At 64.3% G+C, this 19,262-nt stretch carries 16 protein-coding genes; 8 read left to right on the forward strand and 8 right to left on the reverse strand.

Annotated features, from left to right (window positions below):
* The first annotated feature begins 37 nt into the window (after window positions 1–37).
* The 4 genes from JOF47_RS14165 (at window position 38) to JOF47_RS14180 (ending at window position 4,663) form a co-directional block, all read left to right on the forward strand.
* Complete coding sequence (locus JOF47_RS14165; RefSeq protein WP_209999571.1) at window positions 38–1,225, forward strand: acetyl-CoA C-acyltransferase; 1,188 nt, start codon at window positions 38–40, stop codon at window positions 1,223–1,225.
* Window positions 1,226–1,502: 277 nt separating this feature from the next.
* Window positions 1,503–1,640: a hypothetical protein gene (locus tag JOF47_RS14170; protein WP_209999572.1), complete on the forward strand. Its 138-nt coding sequence runs from the start codon at window positions 1,503–1,505 to the stop codon at window positions 1,638–1,640.
* A gap of 334 nt (window positions 1,641–1,974) precedes the next feature.
* On the forward strand, window positions 1,975–3,039 hold the full coding sequence (locus JOF47_RS14175; RefSeq protein WP_210001706.1) for an aldo/keto reductase: 1,065 nt from the start codon (window positions 1,975–1,977) through the stop codon (window positions 3,037–3,039).
* Between the two features lie 214 nt (window positions 3,040–3,253).
* On the forward strand, window positions 3,254–4,663 hold the full coding sequence (locus tag JOF47_RS14180) for an NAD-dependent succinate-semialdehyde dehydrogenase (RefSeq protein WP_209999573.1): 1,410 nt from the start codon (window positions 3,254–3,256) through the stop codon (window positions 4,661–4,663).
* A gap of 205 nt (window positions 4,664–4,868) precedes the next feature.
* Here JOF47_RS14180 and JOF47_RS14185 read toward each other — a convergent pair whose 3' ends face one another.
* Window positions 4,869–5,231 (reverse strand): META domain-containing protein, encoded by a 363-nt coding sequence (locus JOF47_RS14185; RefSeq protein ID WP_209999574.1) that lies wholly within the window; start codon window positions 5,229–5,231, stop codon window positions 4,869–4,871.
* A 373-nt stretch (window positions 5,232–5,604) separates the two neighbouring features.
* On the opposite strand from JOF47_RS14185, the gene JOF47_RS14190 reads away from it, so the two are divergent.
* Window positions 5,605–6,864 (forward strand): AI-2E family transporter, encoded by a 1,260-nt coding sequence (locus tag JOF47_RS14190; RefSeq protein ID WP_342592794.1) that lies wholly within the window; start codon window positions 5,605–5,607, stop codon window positions 6,862–6,864.
* A gap of 107 nt (window positions 6,865–6,971) precedes the next feature.
* Here JOF47_RS14190 and JOF47_RS14195 read toward each other — a convergent pair whose 3' ends face one another.
* Entirely contained in the window at window positions 6,972–8,621 is a 1,650-nt protein-coding gene (locus JOF47_RS14195; RefSeq protein WP_342592859.1) for an SH3 domain-containing protein, read from the reverse strand.
* Here JOF47_RS14195 and JOF47_RS14200 point away from each other — a divergent pair.
* Window positions 8,527–8,814 (forward strand): hypothetical protein, encoded by a 288-nt coding sequence (locus JOF47_RS14200; protein WP_209999577.1) that lies wholly within the window; start codon window positions 8,527–8,529, stop codon window positions 8,812–8,814. The genes JOF47_RS14195 and JOF47_RS14200 overlap by 95 nt on opposite strands.
* A 36-nt stretch (window positions 8,815–8,850) precedes the next feature.
* Here JOF47_RS14200 and JOF47_RS14205 read toward each other — a convergent pair whose 3' ends face one another.
* From JOF47_RS14205 to JOF47_RS14230, 6 genes are all read right to left on the reverse strand, one after another.
* Entirely contained in the window at window positions 8,851–9,804 is a 954-nt protein-coding gene (locus JOF47_RS14205) for an SH3 domain-containing protein (protein ID WP_209999579.1), read from the reverse strand.
* A gap of 597 nt (window positions 9,805–10,401) precedes the next feature.
* Window positions 10,402–10,896, reverse strand: a complete 495-nt coding sequence (locus JOF47_RS14210; RefSeq protein ID WP_209999580.1) for a ferritin — start codon at window positions 10,894–10,896, stop codon at window positions 10,402–10,404.
* 241 nt (window positions 10,897–11,137) lie between these two features.
* Complete coding sequence (locus JOF47_RS14215; protein WP_209999582.1) at window positions 11,138–11,509, reverse strand: SdpI family protein; 372 nt, start codon at window positions 11,507–11,509, stop codon at window positions 11,138–11,140.
* A gap of 96 nt (window positions 11,510–11,605) precedes the next feature.
* The gene (locus JOF47_RS14220) at window positions 11,606–13,276 is read right to left on the reverse strand and encodes a multicopper oxidase family protein (protein ID WP_209999584.1); all 1,671 of its coding nucleotides are present in this window, start codon (window positions 13,274–13,276) and stop codon (window positions 11,606–11,608) included.
* Window positions 13,273–13,743 (reverse strand): hypothetical protein, encoded by a 471-nt coding sequence (locus tag JOF47_RS14225; protein ID WP_209999585.1) that lies wholly within the window; start codon window positions 13,741–13,743, stop codon window positions 13,273–13,275. The genes JOF47_RS14220 and JOF47_RS14225 overlap by 4 nt, the downstream gene beginning before the upstream one ends.
* A 133-nt stretch (window positions 13,744–13,876) precedes the next feature.
* Window positions 13,877–16,306, reverse strand: a complete 2,430-nt coding sequence (locus tag JOF47_RS14230; protein WP_209999586.1) for a Tex family protein — start codon at window positions 16,304–16,306, stop codon at window positions 13,877–13,879.
* A 211-nt stretch (window positions 16,307–16,517) separates the two neighbouring features.
* Between JOF47_RS14230 and JOF47_RS14235 the strand changes: the two genes are divergently transcribed.
* Together JOF47_RS14235 and JOF47_RS14240 are read left to right on the forward strand one after the other, a co-directional pair.
* Complete coding sequence (locus JOF47_RS14235; RefSeq protein ID WP_342592795.1) at window positions 16,518–17,975, forward strand: aminopeptidase P family protein; 1,458 nt, start codon at window positions 16,518–16,520, stop codon at window positions 17,973–17,975.
* Window positions 17,972–19,189: a metal-dependent hydrolase family protein gene (locus tag JOF47_RS14240; RefSeq protein WP_209999587.1), complete on the forward strand. Its 1,218-nt coding sequence runs from the start codon at window positions 17,972–17,974 to the stop codon at window positions 19,187–19,189. Before JOF47_RS14235 ends, JOF47_RS14240 begins: the two co-directional genes overlap by 4 nt.
* Window positions 19,190–19,262 lie beyond the last annotated feature (73 nt).

Consider the following 19,262-nt stretch of genomic DNA (forward strand, 5'->3'; position numbering starts at 1 on the left):
GGCAACGGCGCCCCGCCCCAAGAAAAGGACAGTTGTGATGAATGACGACCTGACCCCCGTGATTGTTGCCGGGGCCCGCACGCCCTTCGGGAAGTTCCGCGGCGCGCTGTCCCCGGTGCAGGTCAACGACCTGGGTGCCCATGCCATGGCCGCCGCGCTGGAACGCAGCGGAGTGCCCGCCGAAAGGATCGGCCACGTGATCGTCGGCCAGGTCATCCTGGCCGGTGCGGGCCAGGGCCCGGCGCGCCAGGCCTCGATCAAGGCCGGCATCGGGTGGAATGTCCCGACCGTGACCGTTAACAAGCTCTGCTTGTCGGGCCTGACCGCCGTGATCGATGCCGCCCGCATGATCCGCTGCGGCGAGGCCGATTTCATCATCGCCGCCGGCCAGGAATCGATGTCCAATGCCCCGCACCTGGTGCGAGGCATGCGTTCGGGGCTTGCAATCGGGGACCGCGGCATGGAGGACTCGCTGAACCACGACGGGCTTGCCGATCCGTTCTCCGGCGAGCTCATGGGATCCGCGACCGACCGCGGCAACATCGAACGCGGGATTCCGCGCGCCGAACAGGACGCCTTCGCCGCCGCCTCGCACCAGCGCGCGGCGGCGGCCAGGGAAACCCTGGATGCCGAAATCGCACCGATCAGCATTCCGCAGCGCCGCGGCGAGGACCTGGTGGTCGCACAGGACGAGGGAATCCGGCCGAGCACGACGGCCGAGCAGCTGGCCGCCTTGCGCCCGGCGTTCTCCAAGGATCCGGACGCAACGATCACCGCGGGGTCGTCCTCGCCGCTCTCGGACGGTGCCGCGGCACTCGTCATTACTTCCAAGGGTGCGGCGCGCAGGGCCGGCTTGGGCTGGCTGTGTGAAATCGGCGCCCACGGGCAGACCGCCGGACCCGATGGTTCCCTGCATTCGCAACCAAGCGATTCGATCCTTGCCGCACTGGCCAAGGAGGGGTTGAAGGCATCGGACCTGGACTTGATCGAAATCAACGAGGCCTTTGCCTCGGTGGTGCTGCAGTCCGCCAAGGATCTGGGGCTCGACCCCGCCACCATCAACCGCGAGGGCGGGGCCATCGCCCTGGGCCACCCGGTTGGTGCGTCCGGTGCCCGGCTGGTGCTTCACCAGGCCATGGAATTGGCCCGTCGCGGCGGAGGAACCGGCGTGGTGGCCCTCTGCGGCGGTGGCGGGCAGGGCGACGCGCTGATCCTGCGCGCATGATTTCACACGTGGCTGTCGGGGCTTATACAGCGAACGCATAGCTTGGGTTCCTATAGTAATTACTACCTCATGAAGGTGCGAGTGATGAGAGCACCGGTTGGATTTCAGGTTTATTCCCCCAAACCTTTCCGACCGGTGCTCAAACTTTTAAGCCCGCGTGTTTCGCCGGGCGAAGGATGGTTTCACCCTCGACAATGCTTCCACTTGAGACCAGACTGGACATAGTGGACCCTCCGAAACGAAGGGCGCCTCGCACTACGGATTAGGAGCGCGCGTGATGAGTGAAAAACCAGCGGACGAAGTCGTCGAACCCGAAGAAAAACCCGAGCACCACGCCAGCGAGCACGACGAGGCTTTGGTTGAGGAGTGGGAAGACGAATCCTTCCCGGCATCGGATCCACCATCAAATTATTAGCTCATTGCATACTGCCAAGAAATACTCAGCCACCACACAGCTTCGCAAAATAGGCTGAAGCTACCTTCTCAAGGTGCGAGTGATCAGAAGAACCGGTCGCGGCGGAGTTTCACCTCCTTAGCCGTCACGACCGGTTCTTCACTTTTAACCTCGAGCCGGAAATTTTGGCCGATAGCTCTCGACATTTCGCCAAAACTGTCATATTCGCACAAATTAACACACGATTTAGAACAAAACGCCGATTTGATATGGACGCCGAGGGCCTGCGAGGACAAGAATGGACGAGGGCAAAATGTCCCTCATGATCACTACCCCGCAGGAGAACCCCCTCACCATGGCCGAAGAGCTCCGCTACTCCCCCGTTCCCGAAACACACCAACCGTATGTTGCGGCAGCCGATCGCTACGCATCCACCGGCTACCGCCGAGTGGGAAACTCCGGACTGGTTCTGCCTCCGATCAGCCTGGGCCTTTGGTGGAACTTCGGGGACAACCGTCCCTTTGACACCCAGCGCGAGGTGCTGCGTCACGCCTTTGACCACGGCATCACGCACTTTGACCTGGCCAACAACTACGGCCCTCCATACGGTTCGGCAGAAGAAAACTTCGGCCGCATGATGCGCGGCGACTTCAAGGCCTACCGCAACGAGCTGATCATCTCGTCCAAGGCCGGCTGGGACATGTGGCCGGGCCCGTACGGAAACCTGGGATCGCGCAAGTACATCATGGCCTCGGCCGACGAGTCGCTCGCCCGCATGGGCCTGGACTACGTCGACATCTTCTACTCGCACCGCCCGGACCCGGACACCCCCATCGAGGAAACCATCGGCGCCCTCGACACCCTGGTCCGCCAGGGCAAGGCACTGTACGTCGGCATTTCCTCATACTCGCCGGAGCGCACCGCCGAGGCCGCACGCGTCGCCAAGGAAATGGGCACCCCGCTGGTCATCCACCAGCCGTCCTACTCCATGCTCAACCGCTGGGTCGAAGACGGCCTGCTCGAGACGCTCAAGGAACACGGCATGGGGTCGATCGCCTTCACCCCCCTCGCCCAGGGCCTGTTGACGAACAAGTACCTCACCAACGAATCCGCGGTTCCAGCGGGCGGCCGCACCTCGCTGGCTGGCCACCTGACCGAGGAAAACCTCGGCAAGGCCCGCAACCTGGCACGCGTCGCATCCGATCGCGGACAGTCCCTGGCGCAGCTGGCCATCTCCTGGCTGCTGCGCGAGGGCGGTGCGACCTCGGTCCTGCTGGGCGCCTCCTCGACGGCGCAGCTCGACGAGAACCTGGTTGCACTGGAAAACACCGCGTTCACCGCCGAAGAACTGGACCTGATCGACAGGATCGCCTCCGGCGAGGCAGACATCGACCACTGGCGCTCGGCAGCCACCGTCTAAGCGCCCGTCCAACGACTCGGAACTCTACTGAAATGCGTATTTCGTAGGGTTCTGAGTGGTTAACGACGAATACCGAAGTAGCTGAATTCATTGACTGCAGATATGCTCATATGCGACCCGTGATGGGGTTCACAAATCGCGGTTTTCAAGACATGATGGAACCCTACGTGGCGAGCAACATAGATTTCCGCCGCCCAGTGACTATAGAAGGAGCATGGCAGTGACCGCCAACGCCCAGACGACGACAGCCCCAGGCTACCGAGTTATCAACCCCGCCACCGGTGCCGTGGTTGAAGAATTCGCAACCGCAACCGAAGCCGAGATCCAGGACGCAATTGCCGCGGCCGAATCCGGCTACCAGTCCTGGAAGAACGTCGACATCAACGAGCGCGCAAAGATCGTTGCCCGCGTGGGTGAGCTCTTCGCAGAACGAGCCGACGAACTTGCGGCCATCATCACCGAGGAAATGGGCAAGCAGCTCTCGCAGTCCAAGGGTGAGGCAGAATTCTGCAAGGACATCTTCGACTACTTCGCAACCGAGGGCCCGTCCCTCGCCGCCAACCAGGAAATCAAGGCGATCGGCGGCGGCAAGGCCGTCATCGAACGCCTCCCGGTCGGCCCGCTGCTGGGCATCATGCCGTGGAACTACCCGTACTACCAGGTTGCCCGCTTCGCGGCCCCGAACCTGGTGCTCGGCAACACCATCGTGCTCAAGCACGCCGAAACCTGCCCGCGTTCGGCACTGGCCATCCAGAAGATCATGGATGATGCAGGGGTTCCGGCCGGCGTGTACAACAACGTCTTCGCCAGCCACGAGCAGATCTCCACGATCATTGCCGATGACCGCATCCAGGGTGTTTCCCTGACCGGCTCCGAGCGTGCCGGCGCCATCATCGGCGAGCAGGCGGGACGCAACCTGAAGAAGGCGGTCCTGGAACTCGGCGGCTCCGATCCGTACGTGATCCTCGATTCGGCCGACATCCAGAAGGACGCCGCGATTGCCTGGGGCACCCGCATGGAGAACACCGGCCAGGCCTGCAACTCCAACAAGCGCATGATCATCATGGAAGACATCTTCGATGACTTCGTGGCCGAACTGACCAAGCTGGCCGACGGTCTGGTCCCGGGCGATCCCGCCAAGGAAGAAGAAGGCACCTTCGGCCCGCTCTCCACCCGCGGCGCGGCCGAGGGTCTTGCCGCGCAGGTTCAGGACGCCATCGACAAGGGTGCAACCCTGCACGCCGGCGGCGTGCTGCATGAGGGCCCGGGCGCGTTCCTGTCCCCGACCATCCTCTCGGGCATCACCAAGGACATGCGGGCCTACTACGAAGAGCTCTTCGGCCCGGTTGCAGTTGTCTACAAGGTGTCCTCGGACGAGGAAGCACTCGAGCTGGCCAACGACACCCAGTACGGCCTCGGCGGCGCAGTCTTCTCCACCGATCCGGCCCGTGCAGCCAAGGTTGCAGCAGGCCTACAGACCGGCATGGCCAACGTCAACATCCCGGCGGCCGAGGGCGCAGACATGCCTTTCGGCGGCGTCAAGCGTTCGGGCTTCGGCCGCGAGCTCGGCCCGCTGGGCATGGAAGAGTTCGTCAACAAGCGCCTGTTCTACGTAGCCGACTAATTTCGTAGCTACACATGCCTTGGCCGTGTGGGACCCGTTACGGGACCTATACGGCCAAGGCCTTTTAAGGGCCTCCCTGAAATTCCAGGGAGGCAGCCACCCGGCGTACCGGGGCTGGAATGCGCCGGGAAACGGCAAGCGGGCCCACCCGCGGCTTCAAGACCGCGGGTGGGCCCGCTCAAGTCGGCTCGGTTTCGGTCCGCGCCTATTCGGAATGCTTGAGCGTGCCGATGGCAGCGTCCTTGGCGTTGAAGATTTCCAGCGACCCCGAAACGATTTTTGCGGATGTTGCATCGGAGAGCCAGGTATCCACGCCCTCACAGAACATCCGGGTTCCGGCCAGCGGGCCAAATATGACCTTTCCGTCGGTTTCTTCCCAGGTTCCAACCAAACGGTTGCAGCCGTCTGTGCCGTGCAGGGTGCCGCCTTCTTCCAGGACAAGCTGCGGCTTTCCCTGTTCCGTCACACCCCAGGTGCCCACCGGATTCGGTTGTTCGGCGGGGTCGGCAGCGCAGGCGGACAAGAGCAAAGCGGCACCCAAGGCGGCGGCCAGACCGATCTTCTTCATGTGTTCAGCTTACGACCTGCCCCACGTCAAGTGCAGTAGATCAGCTGCCGCTCAACGATTAATGACAGACTTTCCGGGGATCATCGCCCGGCAAATTCGAAATGCCAAGCTTCGGCGCGGGGTGCCCCCTTCTCCAAGATCCCCATGGACAATTCACTAATCTGTTCTTTTCCGCGAAAACGCGATTCTTACAATTCTTTCATTGGCCTGCACTCGTTGTCCGCCATCCATTGCAAAATACACTGGACCCCAATTACTGCATAGAGTGGTGGTATTGCCCATCGCAAGGAGTCACCATATGTCAGTGAAGCGAAAGCGGAGGAAGGGCCCGAGCCCGGAAACGCACGAAACGCCATTCGTACCAAGCGCGGTTGTGGAACCGCCGCATTACACGGTCTCAGGCCTGTGGACCGATGGTTTGGGACGTTCGGCCATACGTGCCATCCAGATCCTTGTCGTTGTCAGCCTGGCCGCCGCCGTCATCTTCTGCTTGCTGCGCCTGAGCCTCATCGCGCTGCCCGTGCTGCTGGCCCTGATCATTTCCAGCGCACTGTGGCCCCTGGTTCGATTGCTGCGCAAACACATGTCTTCATTGTTGGCCGCTTGGAGCGTCTTCTTGGGTTCCCTTCTGGTCCTTGGGGGAATCGGCACCGCGCTGGTGTACGCGGTGCTGGCCGAATGGCCCACCTTGGTGGCCAAGGGAGTTGAAGGCTTCAACAAGGCACAAGGCATGCTGGACCAGTTGCCGTGGACAATTTCCCAAGAGCAAATCGACCAGGCAATCAAACAGGTCACAGGATTCCTCACGAGCTCACAGTTTGGCGCCGGAGCACTCAACGGCATCTCCGCGGCCGGGAACTTCCTCACCGGGCTCGTATTGCTGTTGGTGATCTTGTTCTTCTTCCTCAAGGACGGAGACAAGATCTGGGCGTTTTTCATTTCGTGGATGCCCCGGCACCAAATACACAGGTGGCAGGCCTCGGGTGAGCGCACCGTGGAAACCCTCGGCGGGTACATGCGTGGAACGGCAACCATCGCCGCCGTCGATGCCATCTGCATTACCGTTGCGTTGTTGATTCTCAAGGTGCCGTTGGCGATCCCGCTCGGCGTGGTCACGTTCATGGCCTCATTCATCCCGATGGTCGGGGCCACCTTTGCCGGAGTCCTCGCCACGTTGGTCGCCTTGGTCACCAACGGCCCGGTCGTCGCTCTCATCGTGGTCGGTGCCGTGATCCTGATCCAGCAGCTTGAGGGCAATTTCCTGCAGCCCGTGGTCATGGCCCACGCACTGAACCTGCATGCGCTCGTCATCCTACTGGCATTGGCTGCCGGAACCGTGCTGGGCGGCCTGGTAGGCGCTGTGCTGGCCGTTCCGTTGACTGCGGTGGCTTGGTCGATCGCCAAGATCTGGGCGGGCCGTGACCTGTCGGCCAAAGCTCAAGACGACGCCGATGATCCGGCGGAAGGGGAATTGCCCGCCGCTCATGGCTTGACGCCGACGGAAGCCGCGTTGAACCCCGAAGTCGAGGCCAACACCGACACTGCGGGAGACACGTCGAACGAGTCCAGGCAGGCAACTACAGGGCTGCCCGTGCCCGTGCCCGTGGTTGCACCACCGGCAACGTCCGCATAGCCGCCACTGAGATGTCGGAATTGCAATGGGCGGTGTAATCAAACAATCGTTTGATTACACCGCCCATTGGCGTTTTCACATCCTCACGCCTTTGGCGATGATTCAGCTTATTTCAGGTACTTCTTCTTGACCCACCCGGTCTTGCCGGAGTAACGGACCTGTGACCAAGAACCCTTGGTGGCCTTGACCGTCACCTTTTTGCCCTTGGGAATCACACGAATCGATTTGCTGGACGTCGAGGGCGACTTACGCAGATGCAGGCCGCTCTTGGTTTTTTTCGTCTTGGCCGGCGCCTTGTACACGGACAGTTGTTTCGCCGGAACCCACCCGGTCTTGCCCGCATAGCTCACCCGCAACCACGAGCCACTCTTCGCGTTTACGGTGACCTTCTTTTTCGCCGAGATGCTGCGAACCGATGCCGACTTGGAATTTGAAGACTTCCGTAGCGTGACCTTCGCCTTCGTCGTGTAGGACTTCTTTTTCAGGGACGTCACTGCCGGCGGCTTCGGCTTGGAGGGCGCTGGCTTGCTCGCGGCCGGTGGCTTTTCGGTCGAAGGCCGTGCGGCGGAACTGATCTTCTTTAGGTCCGCAGTCCGGAGCCACCCGGAGAGCTTCCCGGCCTGGACCTGGGACCAAGAGCCTACGGTACGGCGGATGCTCACCTTTGTTCCGCGTTTGAGCGCGTCGGTCTCCTTGTAGGTGTACCCGGCTCCGCTGCGGAGCTTCAGGTCGCTGGCCACTTGATGGCTCGTTGCCACCGTCGCAGGATCAATGTTTGAGATCTTGCTGATGAGCGCGGACGAAACCCATCCTTCGTTGCTCCCGTGTTTCACACGAGTCCAGCCACTCGCGCTTTCATACGCCTTGAAGGTTGAGCCTGCGGGCAGGGTCGTGATCCTTGAGTACCAGCTGGCCGCACCCGAACGCATGTTCACCACGCCGGAGTTCCTGTAGGTCGCAAACGGGATTTTTACGCCGTTGGTCACTGTCCCGGCGGTTGTCAGCGATCCGACGGGAGCTTCCGCAAGCTTTCCGGGTGAGACGGCAAAGCGGTCCATCCACCCGGAAAGCGAGCCGTACTTGACCTTGACGAAGTCGCCATTGCGCAACCCGTTGATCGCACCGGGTTTGCTGCTGACCTCGGTGTTTCGTCCCGGACGACCCAAGACCTTCGAAGCGGCGGAGGCGGAGGCAAACACTTCTGTCTTGCCCCGCGCGAAATAGGTGCAATTCCTGTCGTATTCGCCGAAGTTCGCCTGGGCATTGGCCTTCAGATCCACGCCGCGCTTCTTGAGGAACGCGACGGGATCAACCACATTGGCGTCGGAAGAATAGAACCTGTCCTTCCAGATCTCCAGATGCAGGTGGGGGCCCGTTGCAGGCCCCGAGGCACCTACCCTGGCGATTTTTTCTCCAGCCTTGACCTTGTCGCCGACCTCGACCATGACGTCTTCGGGCCACATGTGCATGTAGGCGAATTCATACTTGGCACCGTCTATATAGTGTTCGACAACGATGATGCCGGTCTTGGAGTTGGTGCCCTTTACGATCGAGCGAACCTTGCCGGCGGCGATGGCATAAATCGGTTCGTTGTCACTTGCACCCATGTCCTGACCCAGGTGGAATGTTGATCCACCGACCACCGGGATGCAACGCGGCCCCATGGGCGAGGTCATCCGATATTTTTCGGCCTTGAGTGGCAGCACGAAAGCCGGCGTTCGAGTCTGGGCTTCGCTCTCGGTATCCATCGGCGCCATCGCCGTGGCCGGTAGTGTGCTGAACGCCAACGAGGCGGCAATTGCCCCGGAAAATAGCGCACGTAAATATCGCGGTGCGGTCTTCACTAGTGGTCTCCCCCTCAAGAGTTTTGGGCCCACTTGTGGACCCAAAATGCTGCCGGTATCTTTGACGCGATTAATCGCATCCTTCTTTACCTTATGCAAGAAGTGATTACCGAGCAGGGAAGAACCCTTTTTTACGGCGTTTCTAACGCAGGTGGGCGGTATTTACCCAACCGTCGAAACGTCCGTACTGAACTTTGGTCCATTGCCCTCGATTGGCAATAGCAAGTAGTTCTTCCCCGGCATTGATCTGTGTCAGGGCGCGGTAGTTGGCCGAGGCGCCCTGATACAGGGTCGTTTGCACGGCGGTCACGGGAGTGGTTGAGGAGAGGTACCGGGGCTGCAGCTGGCTGGCGGGGACCCAGCCGTGATCCTGGTCAATGACGATCCTGCGCCAAGCACCCAGAGACCCGTTCACGCGGACCGCGGTTCCAGCCTGCAGGATTCGCATGACGGGATACTGATCGCCCACTCCCGTCCTCACATTTAGACGGACCGTTGTCGTGAATTCGACGGGGGCAAGGGGCTGGATTCCGGTGGCGGGGCGCTGGATCTTGACTTGTTCAAGGTATGCGCTGGGAACCCATCCGGTGTCTTGCCCAGTGGAAATCTTGGTCCAGGTTCCGGCCTCGTCAAGCTTGCGGATGAGCACGTCGGCAGCCAGCACCCGCAACACCGGATAGTTGGTTCCGGAACCCTTGCGCAGGTTCAGGTCCGCGGTGCTGCGATGCGTGGGGATAAAATCGTCATCCACGGGCTCAGCCGGACTTGCCGCACTGCGCGGGGTGAAGCCTTGGGTAATCACGGGGGCGGCTTTTAACGCACGGGCAACCGGCGGTTTCGCCGGTTGCCCGACGGAAAGACGTTCCAGGCATTGAGCCGGCAGCCAACCGAAGGTCTGATGGTGTTGCACGCTGGCCCACAGACCGCTGATACGCAGTAGATAGACTTCCGATCCCTCGGCCAACATGCATTGTGTGGCGTAGTGCCGCCCGGCCCCCTTGCGAAGCTTGAGCTCCGTCGTCGTTCGATGCGTAGGACCGGCAACGACAACCTGAATGGGGATCGGGTTGGTGCGCGCGAAATCGATTTTTTTCATGGATTACCCGCAATTCGGGCAACACATGGGGTGCTTTCTTTCGCGGTGAGGATTGCACATACGTGAAACACGTTCTGATGACCTCACTGGGTGAATTGGAAAATTTGGGTGGCGCCGGGATCCGCGGCACTGGCGGGAACACGCGAAAATGCCCGAAAGCTACGTGTACGTACCTACATGTTATTGCACACATGGCAAAGGCCCCCAGTCAGCGACCGGGGGCCTTTGTCACACCCACTTGGGGACATGGAATCAAGCCGTACTTTTACTTAGATCTTTGTGTTTTCCAATGGATTGGCCGCACGCCGTTCCAATGTCCCCAACGGGACCGGCTCATGCATCCCCCAAGCACCCATGATCCGGTGGCGATCGTGCATTCCAGCGACGCGGAGGTCTTCGAGTATGGGGTTCAGGCTTGCCGACCGCGTTCTTCGAGTCCCCAACCATCAAGGCAATCTCCGATTACCGGATTCAACGGGGCTGCTGCTTCACTCATCAGTCGCTCCGAGTCCTGGTGCTCAGATGCCGGGGCCGGTTAGGTCTTCCGGAGCAAGATTGTGCCCGAGCCATCCCGCGTGCGGTGATATGACTGGTGCGTTATGCCTGGCGGGTCGCCAATTCTGCATCCAGTCGCAGCAAGCCGTTGCCTTCGTTGCTGATCATCTTCACGCGGTCGAGGATGCCGCCAACGGTGGCTTCCTCTTCAACCTGCTCTTCGATGAACCAGTTCAGCAGCGGCACCGAGTCGATGTCTCCCTCGTTCTGCGCCAATCGGTACAGATCGCGGATGGATTCGGAGACCTTCTTTTCGTGCGCCAACGATGCAACGAATGCGTCCTGAACGGTTTCAACGGAAACCTCGGGTGCACTCAGGGTGCCGATGCGGGGGTGGGCTGCGCGATCAACCATGTGGGTGGTGAACTTTTCGGCGTGCTCAAGCTCTTCGGCTGCCTGGGCGCGGAACCAACCGGCGATGCCGGGCAGGCTCAGCACATCCATCTCGATGGCAAGCTGGCGGTATACCGTGGCCGCCTGAAGTTCGAGGGTGATCTGGTCGTTGAATGCGTCTGCAAGCTTTCCTGTAAGTTCCATGCTGACCACGCTACGGGTTGTTTCGTACCTTGTCACCGAAGTATGGCCGTACTTACCGGGAGAGAAATATGGCACATGTTTAAGCTCTCAGGCACCGTGGCAAGGTGATGCTCACCTTGCCACGGACTCCAGCCTGTGCAGGCTTCCGGGTGCAATGTGCCGGGTCGCGTCCCTGGCCGCACGGCCCTGGCAAAGAGACTCTTCAGGACGCTGCAGATAAGGTCGGCATTCCGGTCCTCGCTCAGGCTGGGGACTTCTGCTCACCCGCGTGGATCTTGGAGGTGGCCCAACGTGCATCCTTCGCACCCAGCAGCACACCGGAGAGCAGCAGCACGCACCCGAGCAGCAGCGAGGCCGGGTACAGGAACCCGGGCATCGCCGGGATGAGCGCAGCCACGCTGCCCAGGGCCATGACCACGCCTGCCGCGACAACCCCCAACATGCCCTTGTGGGCCGCTGCGTGGTGCCCCAGCAGCCAGCACTGGTCGCAGTGCATGGTGGCTGCCGTGCGAATGCCGATCCAGGAGTTGCGCTTGATCTGCCCTGTCGCCGCGGCCTTCATGGACCAACCCAACCCGACCATGAGCAGCAGCATGAAAACGGTCGTGATCAATTCGGTCAATGTCCAGCCATCCAAAACGGTGTCATCCCTTGTGCGTGTACTTCGTCGGTTTACCCCGTCAACGCTACGCGACCCGGCGCTCTGGGCTCACACCACGGTGAAGTTTGCCATCATGGCCATGTCCTCGTGCTCGAGGTTGTGGCAGTGCAGCATGTACTTCCCGCGGAACCCGGTGAAGCGGACCAGAACCTCGACGACCCCGTACGGGGTGACGTTCACGGTGTCCTTCCATCCTGCGTCCGCCGGGCCGGGACGGCGCCCGTCGCGCGAGATCACCTGGAAGTGCGCCAGGTGGGTGTGGACGGGGTGGTTGAAATCGCTGGTGAACCGCCACAATTCCACGGTGCCCAGCCTCGCTGAGGCCAGCAAGGCTCCCGGGTCGAAGGGTTGGCCGTTGATGGTCCACACGTCCCCTGGTGCGAGCCTGAAGTCGAATTGGCGCACCTGCAGCGCCTTCCCGCGCTCCAGCGCCTCGTAGCCGGCCGAGAGCACCGCCGGGACCGCCGGCCCGGGATCGACTGCCTTGTCCACCAGGAATTTCATGACCAATCCGGTGTTTCTCTCCCCCAGGGTGTTGCCCAGCACCACCTCGTCGCCCGGCGAAAGGCGGGAAAAGTCGACGACCACGTCGAAGCGTTCCCCCGGTGACATGGGAACCGACTCGAGGCGCTGGGGTGCCGGAAGCAGCCCTCCGTCGCTGCCGATCATGGTGAACGGGACCTGGCCGTCGGGGCCGGTGAGTTCGAGGTTGTAGGGGCGGGCGTTGGAGGCGTTGAGGATCCGCAGCCGGTAGCGTCCGGTACCGACGTGCTTCACCGGCCACGGGGCACCGTTGACCAGGATGACATCCCCCAGCACCCCGTCCATGTACTTCGGTTCGACCCCGGCCGGGTCGCTGAGTTCGGGGTCCAGCGCGGGGTAGAGGAACTGGCCTTCGGCGTCGAAGGACCTGTCACAGACCATCAGCGAGAGTTCCCGGTCCCCGGCGGGCAGGCCAAGTGCTTCCTCTTCGGCGTCGCGGACAATGGCGGAGCCGGCCAGGCCCTTCCACACCTGAGGGGCGGAGAAGTCCATGCGGTGGTCGTGGTACCAGAGGGTTGCCGCACGCTGTCCGAACGCGTACTTGTAGGTTTTTTCGCCTTCGTGCAGCGTCCAGATGCCCGGGTCCGGCGCCTCCGGCACCGGTTGGTGTGCGTGCACGGCGTTTCCGCGGCCCGCTGCCCTGGCGTGCATCCGCACCATGGAGGCATCAACCCGCTTGGCGTAGCCCTCGGGCACCACCAGGTCGGTCGGGTAGCCATCGGAGCCGGGTTCGACCACTCCCCCGTGCAGGTGCATGGAGGTCGGCACCGGAAGTTCGTTGCGGACGCGCACCTCGGCCGCGCGCCCGGAGCGCGCCTCAAGGGTGGGGCCGGGAAAGATGCCGTGGTAGCCCCAGATGGCGGTCCGCGTGCCGGGGATGATCTCGGCCGTGGCGACCTTTTGGGCGAGCTCGTAGTAGTCGGTGTCCGCGTCCCTGCGCACGGGCTTGAGGACCGGCACCGTGGGGAGCCGGACGGCGAAGGGTTCAGGGAGCGTGATGGCACTGGGCAGCACCGTGCCGGTGCGGGCCGAGACCGCTTCCTTGCGCGCGAACAGGTTCCCGCACCCGGCCAGCACCCCGGCCCAGGCCAAACTTACGGCCAGCCCCGCGGCCAGCACGGTCCTTCGCCCGGGCCCGGCCGCGGTCAGTGTCAGTGTGTTGTCGCCGTCGTTCATGCCCGGGCACCTGCTGCGGCGCGGCACGGACGCGGTGCGTGCACGTGCCTGAACAAGGCCAGGCAGTACACCGTGCACAGGGTGATCAGCAGGACGCCGCAGAAGATGTGCAACGGGACAATGCGGGTGTAGCCAAGGATTTCCTGGATGAACAGGCCCAGCCACAACAGCCCGCCCAGCAGCATGGGCCACCACGGCCCGCGGGCGACCCAGCGGTAGCAGGCACCCAGCACCATGCACAGGAATACGACAACGGTGATGAAGAAGGCGTTGATTCCATGCAGCGAGAGCAAACCGACGCTGCCTCCCACGAACAGGGCGGCCAGCATGGCCTGCAGGAAGAGTTCGAGTACCAGGAACAGCGAGGCGAAGCGCAGCGCCCAGAGCAGGGCGCTGCGCTTCGGTGTCTGCCCCGGGAGGGGCGACTGGTACATGGGGTGCGGCTGGGAGGCGAGTGGCGGTTGCATGCCTTCCAGCGTGCCACCGGCACGGGGCCCCGATGCCGGGAAACAGGTGATTTCAGGGATGGTTCCGGGACACAATCGGGGATGACCCTGAGCGCCATCCGCCCGGCAAGGGAACGGCGCCCGGGGTCGTGTCTCAGCCGCCCAGGCCGGCCCGGCGCAGCGCCTCGGCCATGGCGGTGTTGGCGTTGGAACCGGCACCGCCGGTGGCGTTGGCCTGCTTCGGCTTTCCCGGGCGGGAACCGTTGCCCGTGCCGCGATCGCCCCGTGCATTTTCGCCGCGTGAATCCCCGCGTGAATCCCCGCGTGAATCGCCGCCGCGTGGCTGGCGCGGGCCACGCTGTTCGGGGCGCTGGCCGCCGCGTGCGGGCTTGGCCGCGGGCTCGTCGTCAAGGCGCAGCGTCAGCGAGATGCGCTTGCGCGCGGGATCGACCTCCAGCACCTTGACTTTGACGACCTGCCCGGAGGTGACGACCTCGCGCGGATCGGAAATGAACTTGTTGCTCATCGCCGAGACGTGGACCAGGCCGTCCTGGTGCACCCCCACGTCGACGAACGCGCCGAATGCGGCGACGTTGGAAACCGTCCCCTCCAGGACCATGCCGACCTGAAGGTCGCCGATCTTCTCCACGCCTTCCTTGAGGTTGGCGGTCTTGAAGTCGGGACGCGGGTCGCGGGCGGGGCGGACCAGCTCGGAGATGACGTCCTGCACGGTGGGCAGGCCGAACTGCTCGGTGACGAAGTCGGCCGCGTTCAGGGTGGCCACCGACTGGTTCTTGGCCGTCGCAGCACCCAGCAGCGCCTCGGCCAGGCCATAGGCCTCCGGGTGCACGGCCGAGGCATCCAGCGGCTGCTTGCCGCCGGTGACGCGCAGGAAGCCGGCGCACTGCTCGAACGCCTTGGCGCCCAGGCGCGGCACCTTCAGCAGGGCCTTGCGTGTGGCGAAGGGTCCGTTGGCGTTGCGGTAGTCGACGATGTTGCGGCTCAGCAGCGGGCCGACGCCGGCCACGCGGGCCAGCAGCGCCGGGGAGGCGGTGTTCACGTCCACGCCCACGGCGTTCACGCAGTCCTCCACCACGGCGTCCAGCGAGCGGTCAAGCTTGGCGGGGGTCAAATCGTGCTGGTACTGGCCCACGCCGATCGACTTGGGTTCGATCTTCACCAGCTCGGCCAGCGGGTCCTGCAGGCGGCGGGCGATCGACACGGCGCCGCGGATGGACACGTCAAGCTCCGGCAGCTCGGCGCTGGCCAGCGCGGAGGCCGAGTACACGGAGGCCCCGGCCTCGGAGACGATCACCTTGGCTGGCTTGTTGGTCAGCTTGGCGATGACCTCGCCGGCGAGCTTGTCGGTTTCCCGGCTGGCGGTGCCGTTGCCCACGGCGATGAGTTCGGTGCCGTGCTTGGCGGCCAGTGCGACAAGCGTTGCGACAGACTGGTCCCACTTGTTGGCCGGGGCGTGCGGGTAGATGGTGGCGGTGTCCACGACCTTGCCGGTGGCATCGACGACGGCGACCTTCACGCCGGTGCGCAGGCCCGGGTCCAGGCCCAGCACTGCGCGGTTGCCGGCCGGGGCCGCGAGCAGCACGTCGCGCAGGTTCGCGGCGAACACCTTCACGCTGGCTTCCTCGGCGGCCTCGAAGAGGCGGGTGCGCAGGTCGGACTCGAGCCGTGCCAGCAGGCGCCCGCGCCAGGCCAGGCGCACGGTCTGCGACAGCCACTTGCCCGCCGGGCCGTCGGCCCCGGCCTTGATGCCCAGCGACTTGGCGACTGCTGCCTCGTAGCCGGCGCGGGCCTCGGCCAGCGCGTCGTCGTCGCGCGGGTCGGCCTCGGCAAGCTCCAGGTTCAGCGCGCCGTCGCGCTCGCCGCGCAACAGGGCCAGCACCCGGTGGGAAGGCTGGGTGGCGACCGGCTGGACGAAGTCCTCGTAGTCGGAGAACTTTGCGGCGTCGGCCGCTGCGACTCCCGGGGCGGTCTTGGAGGCGATCTTGCCGCGGGTCCAGAGGCGCTCGCGCAGCTCGGAAACCAGCACGGCGTCCTGGGAGGCGCGTTCGGTCAGGATCGCACGCGCCCCGGAGAGGGCGTCTGCCGCCGCATTGATCTCATGCTCCGCATTCAGGAAGCCTGCGGCCAGCGCCTCCGGGTCCTGGGTGGGGTCGGCAACCAGCGAATCGGCAAGCGGTTCGAGCCCTGCTTCGCGGGCGATCTGTGCGCGGGTGCGGCGCTTGGACTTGTACGGCAGGTACAGGTCTTCAAGCTCTGCCTTGGTGGTTGCGGCGTTGATCGCGGCCTCCAGCTCGGCGGTGAGCTTGCCCGCCTCCTGGATGGACTTCAGGATCGAGGCACGGCGTTCCTCCAGCTCGCGCAGGTAGCGCAACCTCTCTTCAAGCATGCGCAGCTGTGCGTCGTCGAGGGTGCCCGTGGCTTCCTTGCGGTACCTGGCGATGAACGGCACGGTGGAACCGGCATCGAGCAATTCGACGGCGGCCTTCACCTGCCAGGTGGCAACGCGGGTGGTGCCTTCCGAAAGTTCGGCGGCAATGGTGTCAATAATTCGCTTCTGGCTCACCCGTACTAGTGTGCCGCATCCTCGGGTGCGGGCGCAGGTTCGAACCGCGCGCGTTTCCGTGCCGCGCGGGCATGCTGCTGTCGTAAATACGACATCGCGCAGGGGGTGCCCGGATGCGCAAACATGCAATGCTTGATTTCGACTGTGTCGGGAGCCTGGCGGCTACCCGGACCCAGGTCGTCCCAGTACCCAGCGAAGGAAGCCTCGAGCAGTGAACACCTCCGAACAAAAGACCGCATCCATGCCGGCGCCGAAGAAAGCCGACCCGAAGCTGCCCCGGCTGGCCGAGGTCCCGGCCTTCACCGAGTGGATGGCGCAGGGCTGGGCGGATCCGGAGCGCACCCCCGCGGCCAGCATGGATGCCGCCGCGGCCGCCGCGGCCCACCGCAACAAGCTCTCCGCGGCCCTGCCCGGGTCGACCATTGTGGTGGCCGCGGGATGGGCACCGGTCCGCAGCAACGACTGCTTCTACGACTTCCGCCCGCACTCGGATTTCCTCTGGCTGACCAACTGCAACGCCGAAGGCGCCGTGCTGGTCGGCACCCCGCGCCCCGGAGGCCACGACTACCGCCTGTTCGTCCCGGCTCCCGCACTGCCCGGTGACCCGGCGTTCTTCACCAGCGCGGCGCACGGCGAACTCTGGGTTGGCGCCGCACACGGCCCAACGCACTGGGAACAGGCCCTGGGCCTGCCCACCTCCCCGCTCGGCGCCCTCGACGAGGCGCTGTCCAAGCTGTCCGGCGCCGAGGCAGCCGGCAACCTGGATTCCTCCATGGTGGCAACCCACGGGCTGAACCCCTCCGCCACGCTGCGCCGCACCCTGGGCGAATTGCGCCTGCTCAAGGACGCCTGGGAAATCAACGAACTGCGCAACTCGGTCATCCACACCGTCGAGGGCTTCTCCCAGGTCATCAACCAGATCCCAACGGCCATCGCCGGCGGCGGCGAACGCTGGCTGCAGGGCACCTTCGACCGGGTGGCCCGCACCCACGGCCACGGACCGGGCTACGCCACCATCATCGGCTCCGGCCACCACGCACCGACCCTGCACTGGGTGCGCTGCGACGGGCCGGTCCACGAGTCCGAACTGCTCCTGCTGGACATGGGCGTCGAGGAAAGCAGCTTCTACACCGCCGACGTCACCCGCACCTTCCCCGCCAACGGCCGCTTCACCACGGCCCAGCGCGAGGTCCACGACCTGGTCGAAAAGGCGCACCGCGCCGGCCTGGCCGAGCTCGCCCCCGGCAAGGACTTCACGGCCTTCCACACCTCCATCATGGAGGTCATCGCCAACGGGCTGAGCGACTGGGGCATGCTCCCGGTCTCCGTCGACGAGGCGCTCTCCCCCGCCGGCCAGCACCACCGACGCTGGCTGGTCTGCGGAGTCGGCCACCACCTGGGCCTGGACGTGCACGACTGCTCCTCGGCCTCCTACGAGGAATACCAGGGCGCCGTGCTGCAGGAGAACATGGTCCTCACCGTGGAACCGGGCCTCTACTTCCACAAGCACGATCAGATGGTCCCGCCGGAACTGCGCGGCATGGGCGTGCGTCTCGAGGACGACCTGCTGATCACCGCCGACGGGTACGAGAACCTCTCCGACCCGCTGCCCATCGACGCCGCGGGCATCGAAGCTTGGATGGCCGCGCAGGCCGGAGCCCGCGCATGAGCGCCGAATCTTCGAACCGCACCCTGACCATCACCAACGCGCTGGTCTTCGACGGCGAGAACCCGGAGCTCATCCGCGGCAACGTCACGTTCAAGGGCGGGCTGGTCTCGGCCATCGGCGACCAGGAGGAGGGCGAGCTGCTCGATGCCGGCGGCAAGGTCGTGATCCCGGGCCTGATCGACGCCCACTTCCACGCCTACGCCATCTCGCTGGACGGCATGCGCAACGAACGCGGACCGCTGTCCTTCGCCGCGCTCGCAGGGGCCAAGCGCCTGGGCGAGGCCCTGTCCCGCGGCTTCACCACCGTGCGCGACGTGGCCGGCGGCGACATCGGCCTGGCCAGTGCCATCAAGGCCGGGCTGCTACCCTCCCCGCGTTACTTCTACACCGGCCCGGCACTGAGCCAGACCGGCGGACACGGGGACCCGCGCGAGGCCGACGTGGACGTCTGCTTCGGCCACGGCCACATGTGCGAGGTCGTCGACGGGCCCGAGCCGCTGCGCATCGCGGTGCGCGAACGCCTGCGCACCGGAGCCCACGCCATCAAGATCATGGCCAGCGGCGGCGTGGTCTCGCTGACCGACCCGCTGGCCATCCCGCAGTACTCGGACGAGGAAATCTCCGTGGTGGTCGCGGAGGCAACACGCCGGGGATCCTACGTCGCGGCCCATGCCTATTCCCCGGAGGCCATCGCCCACTCGGTGCGCAACGGCGTGCGTTCGATCGAGCACGGCAACCTGCTCGATACGCCCACGGCCGCCCTGATGGCGGAGCACGGCGCGTACCTGGTTCCCACGCTGGCCGCCTATGCCGCCATGGACCGCCGCGGGGACGAGGTCGGCCTGCCGGAGGTTTCCAAGGCCAAGAACCTGGAGGTGCTCACCGCGGGCCGCGAGGCCATCAAGATCGCCTTGGCCGCCGGCATCCCGGTGGGCTTCGGCTCGGACTTGATGGGCGACCTTGCCGACGAACAGCTCAACGGCCTGGCCCTGCAGATCGAGGCCGCGGGCGTCTTTGAGACGCTGCGCTCGGCTACCAGCGTGAACGCCGCGCTTCTGCAGGAACCGACGCTGGGGCGTCTGGCCCCGGGCATGGTCGCCGATGCGCTCATCCTGGACGGAAACCCGTTCGAGGATCCCGCAGTGCTTTTCGACGAGTCCCGTCCGCGCACCGTCGTCCAGGGCGGTGCCGTCGTGGACCTCGGCGCCAGGTAGGAATCGAACAAGACTCGCGGCGTGTGGGCCCGAATGCATTTTCCGTGCATCCGGGCCCACTCACAGGTGCCAC

Source organism: Paeniglutamicibacter kerguelensis (assembly GCF_017876535.1).
GTDB lineage: Bacteria > Actinomycetota > Actinomycetes > Actinomycetales > Micrococcaceae > Paeniglutamicibacter > Paeniglutamicibacter kerguelensis.

What these genes read in the sequence shown, in the direction of transcription:
- JOF47_RS14165 (WP_209999571.1), top strand. Translation starts at nt 38, where the DNA reads ATGAATGACGACCTGACCCCCGTGATTGTTGCCGGGGCCCGCACGCCC.
- JOF47_RS14180 (WP_209999573.1), top strand. Translation starts at nt 3,254, where the DNA reads ATGGCAGTGACCGCCAACGCCCAGACGACGACAGCCCCAGGCTACCGA.
- JOF47_RS14225 (WP_209999585.1), bottom strand. Translation starts at nt 13,743, where the DNA reads ATGCAACCGCCACTCGCCTCCCAGCCGCACCCCATGTACCAGTCGCCC.
- JOF47_RS14185 (WP_209999574.1), bottom strand. Translation starts at nt 5,231, where the DNA reads ATGAAGAAGATCGGTCTGGCCGCCGCCTTGGGTGCCGCTTTGCTCTTG.
- JOF47_RS14220 (WP_209999584.1), bottom strand. Translation starts at nt 13,276, where the DNA reads ATGAACGACGGCGACAACACACTGACACTGACCGCGGCCGGGCCCGGG.
- JOF47_RS14210 (WP_209999580.1), bottom strand. Translation starts at nt 10,896, where the DNA reads ATGGAACTTACAGGAAAGCTTGCAGACGCATTCAACGACCAGATCACC.
- JOF47_RS14175 (WP_210001706.1), top strand. Translation starts at nt 1,975, where the DNA reads ATGGCCGAAGAGCTCCGCTACTCCCCCGTTCCCGAAACACACCAACCG.
- JOF47_RS14170 (WP_209999572.1), top strand. Translation starts at nt 1,503, where the DNA reads ATGAGTGAAAAACCAGCGGACGAAGTCGTCGAACCCGAAGAAAAACCC.
- JOF47_RS14240 (WP_209999587.1), top strand. Translation starts at nt 17,972, where the DNA reads ATGAGCGCCGAATCTTCGAACCGCACCCTGACCATCACCAACGCGCTG.
- JOF47_RS14195 (WP_342592859.1), bottom strand. Translation starts at nt 8,621, where the DNA reads ATGGCGCCGATGGATACCGAGAGCGAAGCCCAGACTCGAACGCCGGCT.
- JOF47_RS14205 (WP_209999579.1), bottom strand. Translation starts at nt 9,804, where the DNA reads ATGAAAAAAATCGATTTCGCGCGCACCAACCCGATCCCCATTCAGGTT.
- JOF47_RS14200 (WP_209999577.1), top strand. Translation starts at nt 8,527, where the DNA reads ATGGGCGAGGTCATCCGATATTTTTCGGCCTTGAGTGGCAGCACGAAA.